The organism is Enterobacter cloacae complex sp. IR5441 (assembly GCF_049238215.1).
GTDB classification, from domain to species: Bacteria; Pseudomonadota; Gammaproteobacteria; order Enterobacterales; family Enterobacteriaceae; genus Enterobacter; species Enterobacter hormaechei_C.
The window spans coordinates 1-7,110 of sequence record NZ_JBMKIA010000067.1 but is presented as its reverse complement, the minus strand read 5'-3'; the positions used below and the strand labels follow the sequence as shown (position 1 = coordinate 7,110).

Below are 7,110 nucleotides of genomic sequence, written 5' to 3'. Positions count from 1 at the left end.
GGCGCGGGAATAAAATCCCATTCAGACGCCGGATAGATTCAAGCAAGCCAACTTGTCGTCAAAATCGGTGTTGCAAAAACGGGAGTGACCATAGATTCCGTTTTCTGAGACGACCCCTGGATAGGCCAGGTTATATGCTGCGCCTGTGGTCATTTGCTCGATGACCGCAGGTGCATAACCTTCTGCTTCCAGCTTACGATATGCAGCCCGGTAGTCTCTTTGGGTTTTCAGCGGGTATATCTTTCCGCCTTTACCATCGAAAGCGATAAACCAGAAATCGTCCGTGCCAGTTTCCAGATTTCTGCAACGTTTCAGATGCCATCCGCCTTCTCTCGCCCAGATGGTACGGTTATTTCTGGCATTCGTTTTGTCATAACCGTTCTCGTCAAGCCAGCTATCAAAGCTGGTCAGCCCCAGATCCTGAACCTCCAGAGAAGGCACTCGAATGACCTGCAAGGTATGGCGGGGTCTTGGCTCTCTCATCTTGATCTCTTCCTAGCGCTGGTCTGGGAAATACGGATATTGCGGGCCATATTCATAGTCATGCGGGCCTGGCTCAACTTCCCAGAATGGACGGCCGCTAATTGTCTTTGGACCGCGCTCGTTTACGATGTCTTCTACATCCTGAATATTAAATGGCATCGTTGCCAGTAACAGCTGATCTTCGGGTGTCAGCGTCACAGTTGCACCGTCGATACGGCTGTAAAGGTCGGCAAACTGTTTACCTGCACCGTGCAACCGGTGCTCCGCTACACTTCTGATTGCGTGTAAGTCCAGCTCCGCCGCTTCCATGCGATCCACGTATAGTTTCATTTCTTTACGCAAAGCGCTCAGCTCACGGGCTTTAATAAACCCGCAGGCGTACCCACCCAGGGCGATAACTGCAATGATTGCTAAAATTGCCATTTTTTTCTCTCACGTGATTGCGGCCGTTACTCTAGTCTTAATGTGAAGTCTGGGAATTCGCTGGATGTTAAGTACGTTTTCATCCCCAGACTGACAGATGCTAAGGCGCGATCCCAACACTCCATTTGTAAGTATCAGGCCCATCTTCTCCGCTGGTGGCATCTGCTACAATCTGTGCATAACGTTCTCCAGCAAGTTCTCTTACCATCTGATCCACGACCCATTGCAGATGATGCATTTCATCGGTTCCGCCGTAACGACAAGCCAACTCAATAGCCCGCTCTATTCTTTTTTGTTCTTCAGTCATACTGAATCCTCACGCTTACATCAGCTATTCTGAAAACATGCACACTATAAATTGCGGCTGTCATTTCTCAGCCAGGCGCCTGCATTGCTGCCTCATTCCATCAAAAATACTTTCCGCAAGCTGCTGGGGGAACTGGTCCGGAAGAAGCCCGCTAACACGTTCAATGACACCCGGGGTTCTGGCGATGATTTCCTCTATCATCGCCTCTGTCTGCTGTTTACTCAGGCCGGTTATCTCACCATGCCTGATCCAGTGGCGTCGTTGTATTCGATATATCTGGTAATAGTTGCTACTGCCACGTACGGCCATCGCCAGTTTGCACTTCTGCCAGGATATCTGATTGTTCCCATGACCGATCACCGGCCATGCCGACAACACATCATAGAGTGGTGTAAGGTGATAACGTCCCTGTGGCCCAATAGAAATACTGAAATTTTTAGCGTGGCCATCTGTTGCGGCCATCATCCAGAAAACTATCTGCGTCATAAAAAACTGCGCTTTGTCACGCTCAGCACGGTCTGAATTACTCAGAACTTCCATAATTTCCGATATACCTGGCCCGCCGTCCGCCTGATATTTTCGTAATGGCGAAATGCCCAGGGCCTGACACATATCCTCCTGGGGTAAACGAATGATCCATTGTCCGTTTCCTGACCATTTTCGGTCAAAACGTTCTACCACCAGCGCTTTCTGATCTTCAAAGTGAGCAATCTGCGTTCTTGCCACGGGGAGCCCGTACTGTTCGAGAAGTACCGAGCAGAGCCATTCATTTTCAACCGACGAGCGCATGTCGGCTTTCATGTTCCCCACAAGTCCGAGCGGTAGCTTGAATATATGCGTCGTTGGTGTATTACCCTCCGGCATACACCACCGATCTTCATGCCACAGTAGGGCTGTTTTCTCCTGAGCACCGGCAATAGATAAACGTAAGTCGTCGTTATCTTCTGGCCTGCCCGGTAGCAATGTCTCCGTGGTATTACGCAAAGTTGCCGCAATTTCTGATTCAGTAAGCGGGTGATACTTCACGGAATATAAATCTGTGGGTTCATCTCCGTCATGAAGCAGCTGTATCGCGCCCACGCAGTCTTTTCCCAGCTCCGTCAGAAGATCAAAAGGCTCCAGGCTATCGGCCTTGTAACGCATTGCCAGACGTCTGCGTATGCCTTCGCTGTCCGGGAGTAAATTATCAAAATAGTCACGTACCACATTTCCACGCCAGACCTGGTTCCCGGGAGTAAAAGGAAGGGACAATGACAGCGGCCTTCCCTGTTCGTCTGCACTCCAGTCAGGAAGGTATTGTAAGCTGTCTACCCCTTTACTTTTTTCCCAGTATCCGACTTTGATTCCGTTCATCCAGATTGCCAGACGCTGCTGTTTCCGGCTCATATCGTTACCATTTCTCCTGTCGTGCAGGTGAGTTTGATTTAAGCATTTCTTCCGTCTGCTTCCCCTCTGAAGAGGCGGTTGTCGAGGAGAAGCTGATTTTTACGCCCAGGATAGAAAACACCTTGAATAGCCGTTCAATGCTCGCACTGGCAGGGTTGGCTTCCAGACGTGAGTATGTCTGTTGAGTGACCCCTAACCTTTCGGACAGGTCTTTTTGCGTCAGGCCATTCGCCTTGCGAAAACCAATGAGCAAGGGACGCAACTGGTTGAGCGTGTTTAACGGGTAATCATTATTGATCATAAGCTGGCCTCAGTAGTTCCTCTGATACACCTTGTACGCTGTTTTCTAAACATACACCCTAAAAGCTGTAATATCAAATTAACAGCCTAAAAGCTGTTAAATAGAGAGTACAACCTTTAGGCTGTTACTAAGTGGCAGCATAAATCTTTATGAGGTTTGATATGAGAGAACTATCAATAATAAGCCGTTACGCTCGTACAGCATCCGGTAAGAGAGCTGACAGATCAGGATCATCGGTAAACGAGAAGCGGAGTATCTTATGGCCCTGTTGTGAGCTGTATAAATAACTACGAGCTACTCTCTGCCTCGGGGAGGAGGCAGAGAGAGTATTAAAAGCAAAGGCAGACATTTTTAGCAGCTGGTGGGCTATGGGGTTCCGGAGGTGCTCCGGTGAATGTTACTTGACTGGCAAGTTTCCTGCTCTGATGGTCAATGCCTCGATGCTGTCTATATTGTTCTGAAGCCGTTCCAGTTCTGCCTTTTCAATACCGGCCCAAAGCTTTAAGTGTCGCTGATAAAGGGACCACTTGAGTGAGTGAAAACCATTCCAGGCCAACCCCATCCAGGAGGCGTAATTCGCATTGAGAATATTGCCGGTGATATACATTTTACCTGCGTTAACAGCACTGGAAGTTCCATAACCCAGGGCAAGCATCATCCGGAAGCGTGGATTTAGCCGCAACGGCATGGTATCCAGTAAGGTCTCCCCAAAAGCTCCTTTTCCCAGCGATACCTGTTTCGCCACATAGAAAACCCGCATCAAAACTTCCATTATGCTCATCGGAATACTTGTCACGATAAACTGACGAAAGTCATACCCGTTGACATACATGTACTCTATTTGTTTGCCGAAGTTAGAACTCCCCACAGGGATCCCCTCAAGCATACGAAGTAGCCCCATAAAAGGAGCCGGTAACCCCATGCCACGGTTTCCTTTTGCTGAGGGGGCATTAACATCCGATGCCAGGTGTCCAAACATTCTGGCGATGAGCCTGAAAATATTGGTTTCGTCTGTAACGCCTTTACTGGAAGGATAAACCACGATCTGTCCATTCTGAACCACCGTACAGGTCCCGTTCAGCATATCCTTTATACCGAAAATAATGCCCAGTACGGGATCGTGTGACAAAGCTCTTAAGCGGTGATTTGTGGGAGACAAAACGCCACCGGCCGCACCCACTAAATCGCTGCTGATCGAACTGTCTGGTGCCCCTATAGGGAACAAATCTGAGAGTTTTGTACTCAGGTCCTCCGGCAAAATGGCATTGAAGGCTTTCTGCACCTGTTTATTGAAAATACCATCCACTTCTGCCGTAAAGCTCACCGTAGGTTTTGGCGGGGCTCTGACGCAAAGTAAATCCAGCATGGATGCTATGAGCCCGCATCCGCAGGCAATAGCATAATCCCAGGCGTCGAGTGCGTAGCGATCATTAAATTCTTTAATATGATTCTGGATCCGGGCATCTACAACAGCCAAGTCATCCGTGGAGAGTATTGTGGCCAGTCCAATATCACCGCATACACGCTGGTTAGCCTCGCTATATATAGTCTTGAGACCAGTAGAATGCATGGCAGTATCTGAAGGGGTCATTTCTCGCAGATGATGTTCTTTAAGCGCCAGATGCTCCGCTTCATCAAGTTCAGTGCCGCTGATTAGCCCGGTCAACTGTGCCTTAAGGCTCTCTATATCACTGTTAATTGTCTCGTGAGCGTTCGCGATATCCTGACCACGGAGCTGAATATAACGGATGGCCCTGAACTCATCATCATAAGGAGACTGACTCATGTGTTTACCTCACCGCGACCAGGCTACCTTTTGGAGCTTTCTTAGTAAGCATGTCGATTGTTGCCTTGATGCCAGCAATTTCTGCCTTAAAATATTCCGCATTCGACATCAACCTTTCCTGAACTTCGTAGAGCTTTTGGATGGCCTGACTAAGGGCGGCTGTCAGTTTCGCATTTTTTTTGTGTTTCACTATCGCGTACCCGCCAATCCCTAACACAGCTACAGGTGCGGCCAATACCGCAATGCCTGCAACCATACCGCCACCGACGATAGACCCTGCTGTAGCGAGCCCGGAGGTTATGCCTGCTGCTGACACTCCCGTTGTACCAAGCGTATAGAGAGCACCGAAGGAAGCCGCTGCGCCTACGCCTGACCCCGCCAAAGCTGCTGCGCCCTCAGTAATACCCGGGAACTTATTTTCAAGCGCCTGAAGAGCACTTGTAACTTCATCCATTGCCTTCTTGCGAATTTTTTCGAGCTCTTCAGTTTCGGTAGCGTCCATTACAGGCCTCGTATTCATAACTTGCTGTGTGATAGGTGAAAAAGAGCACCATAAAAGTGATGAAGAAATCATGACTTACTATTGTGGCACTTTCGAGTTCATGTTTGTCAGTTTCAATGCTGTTGCTGTTAGTAAGGGCAGACGCCATATCGGGCAGACCCAAAATAACTATCGTGCCAGCGTCATTTTGGAACTGACTTTGCTAAAAATCAGTAGCGGACTGAACAGACATGTGTGGATTTGAATCTGGGCAGGTTCCAGACATTATTCCAACCAGACTTCCAATGACAAAATGCTCGTCATTCTCGGAGACGACATAGGGTCCACCAGAGCAACCATCGGTGTTGAAATGTGCTATTACAAAGCGAGTTGTGAGATGTTGGGGAGAATGATTTGAGCAATTTAAAGGCCAAATGCCTGAAACTTCACCAGGGAATGTCGAAATTGTTGTCTCATTCATTGGATATCCGACACCCAATGTACCCATGCCAGCTGCGGGAGCCAGGACCTTAAAGTAACTACTTACAGGCTGTTGTATTCCAGCTGGTAATACGATTTCTGCACTGTCAACAAACGGAATGCCGTCTTTAAAGTCTGCCCTGTCATTAGCCTCATTGAGAATGAAATCGACTAGAACAGGCTCTTCGTTCACCAGTCCTTGATGGTTAAGAAATTTGACGTAAAGTTTAAGTGTATTGCTGACGGGATAAATTTTTCCAAGAGCATTGGTAACAACATGGGCTGCGGTGAGAATCTTTTGCTGCTGACCATTATCGAAACCAAACGCAGTTGCTTCGAGATGGCTACTAAAATGAGGATCATTGCTTACATAGATTTTACAAACGTAGTTTTCAAACATTATTTCCTCCTTTTGCCGGTACCTAATCAGTTACACGGCTGCATGTTATAAACAACTAAACTCGCTTCCTGATATTTGAGTTTGTATGTTTTGCCAGGCACCAGCTCACCTCTGAAACACGGTTAGTCTCCTCCATGACATGGTTATGGCGATGGTCAGAAACTGTTATCGACGAAAGGCTGGAATTCCTTTAATGGCATTATCCATTTCAAGTCGTATGTCCTGAACGGGAGCGTATATTTTTATGATTCCAGATCTTAACCCTGAAACATTCCCCGTATCAAAACTGACCCGTTACAGATAAGTCACCACCGGTGCTGTCGATTAATTTAGTGAATTGCATGTCCTCATCCCATAAAGGGTAGGGCCTACCCCCGGCATCGAGCAAACCTGACCACCCTGCCCTTATTAAGACCCCACATGCGGCAATGGTGCCCTGTCCACGCCGCCCGCGAACTTTGAGGAAATGGGGAGAAAATAAAAAGAAAACAAAAAGTTATCGGCTGAAGTACCGGCGCAGATCGGGAATCAGGCGAAGCCTGACAGCACGTTAGGGCCTGGCAGGGGGCTTGAGGGATGAGGACATGCAATTGTGATAACCTTCCCGCCACGGGGTCGGTTAAATTCGTATCCTGCCGGTGCAATTCCAACGGCCGCGTTACCAGTTCGCCGGGTAGCATGGCCAGCAAAGCCAGGCATCGAGCACCCGGGTTTCACTGACGGCCGCTGCATAGACGCCGGTATCCGGGAAGAAATAAACCGGGGTGGCGTTGTTCAGCTGGTCGCCTTCATCGGCCAGAGCGCCGATCACCTCATGAGGCTTAAGCAGCATATCCGTTAAATATTCATCCGGGTGGATGGCATTCAGCGATATGGCCATCTCCAGAAATTCATCCAGGGTATGGCGGGTACGATACCCCCGGAAAACCTCGTATGAAGGCGTGAGGCACTGTTGCAAATAGTCGGTGGTGATAAACTTATCATCCCCTTTTGCTGATGGAGCTGCACATGAACCCATTCAAAGGCCGGCATTTTCAGCGTGACATCATTCTGTGGGCCGTAC

At 48.6% G+C, this 7,110-nt stretch carries 8 protein-coding genes and 1 pseudogene; all 9 read right to left on the bottom strand.

Annotation, left to right across the window (positions count from 1 at the left end):
- Nucleotides 1-117: 117 nt before the first annotated feature.
- Nucleotides 118-483 (bottom strand): annotated as a pseudogene (locus ACOTX5_RS25885) (hypothetical protein); the annotation flags it as partial.
- A gap of 12 nt (nt 484-495) precedes the next feature.
- Nucleotides 496-906, bottom strand: coding sequence for a hypothetical protein (locus ACOTX5_RS25880; protein WP_000985909.1), 411 nt, complete (start codon nt 904-906; stop codon nt 496-498).
- A gap of 100 nt (nt 907-1,006) precedes the next feature.
- Nucleotides 1,007-1,213, bottom strand: a complete 207-nt coding sequence (locus ACOTX5_RS25875) for a hypothetical protein (RefSeq protein ID WP_000134171.1) — start codon at nt 1,211-1,213, stop codon at nt 1,007-1,009.
- 60 nt (nt 1,214-1,273) lie between these two features.
- Nucleotides 1,274-2,599, bottom strand: coding sequence for a type II toxin-antitoxin system HipA family toxin (locus ACOTX5_RS25870; protein WP_000088044.1), 1,326 nt, complete (start codon nt 2,597-2,599; stop codon nt 1,274-1,276).
- Nucleotides 2,600-2,603: 4 nt separating this feature from the next.
- Entirely contained in the window at nt 2,604-2,897 is a 294-nt protein-coding gene (locus tag ACOTX5_RS25865) for a helix-turn-helix transcriptional regulator (protein WP_012477377.1), read from the bottom strand.
- Nucleotides 2,898-3,297: 400 nt separating this feature from the next.
- The gene (locus ACOTX5_RS25860; RefSeq protein ID WP_000083579.1) at nt 3,298-4,686 is read right to left on the bottom strand and encodes a hypothetical protein; all 1,389 of its coding nucleotides are present in this window, start codon (nt 4,684-4,686) and stop codon (nt 3,298-3,300) included.
- A gap of 4 nt (nt 4,687-4,690) precedes the next feature.
- On the bottom strand, nt 4,691-5,188 hold the full coding sequence (locus ACOTX5_RS25855) for a membrane protein (protein WP_000340139.1): 498 nt from the start codon (nt 5,186-5,188) through the stop codon (nt 4,691-4,693).
- Nucleotides 5,189-5,390: 202 nt separating this feature from the next.
- Nucleotides 5,391-6,047, bottom strand: coding sequence for a trypsin-like serine protease (locus tag ACOTX5_RS25850; protein ID WP_000462754.1), 657 nt, complete (start codon nt 6,045-6,047; stop codon nt 5,391-5,393).
- A gap of 658 nt (nt 6,048-6,705) precedes the next feature.
- Nucleotides 6,706-7,065, bottom strand: coding sequence for a hypothetical protein (locus tag ACOTX5_RS25845; protein WP_063945302.1), 360 nt, complete (start codon nt 7,063-7,065; stop codon nt 6,706-6,708).
- Between the last annotated feature and the right edge of the window lie 45 nt (nt 7,066-7,110).